Origin of the sequence: Pseudomonas sp. SIMBA_067 (genome assembly GCF_046534675.1) — a bacterium.
Classification (GTDB): domain Bacteria; phylum Pseudomonadota; class Gammaproteobacteria; order Pseudomonadales; family Pseudomonadaceae; genus Aquipseudomonas; species Aquipseudomonas putida.
Genome location: NZ_JAWRYH010000513.1, coordinates 1 through 268, shown reverse-complemented (window position 1 = coordinate 268; position 268 = coordinate 1). Strand labels below are relative to the sequence as shown.

The 268-nt window shown below is 58.6% G+C and carries 1 pseudogene; it reads left to right on the top strand.

Features of this window, described 5'->3' with window-relative positions:
• Positions 1–268, top strand: a pseudogene (locus tag SB765_RS30125) (hypothetical protein); the annotation flags it as partial.

The window sequence follows — 268 nt, the reverse complement described above, 5'->3', positions numbered from 1 at the left end:
CTGCACGCCGATATTCTGCTGATCTGCCGGATGGCGAAGCTGACCAAAGCGCAGGAAAACAGCGCCTGGTTTAAAGCGTTGTCCACATCTGCGGTATTAGTGCCCTGTCAGACGCCTGAACAGGCGCAACTGCCACGCTGGGTCGTTAATCGCGCTAAGGCGCTGAAGTTATCGGTAGATGACGCGGCCGTGCAACTGTTGTGTTACTGCTATGAAGGCAATCTGCTGGCGCTGGCGCAGGCGCTGGAGCGGCTCTCGCTGCAGTGGC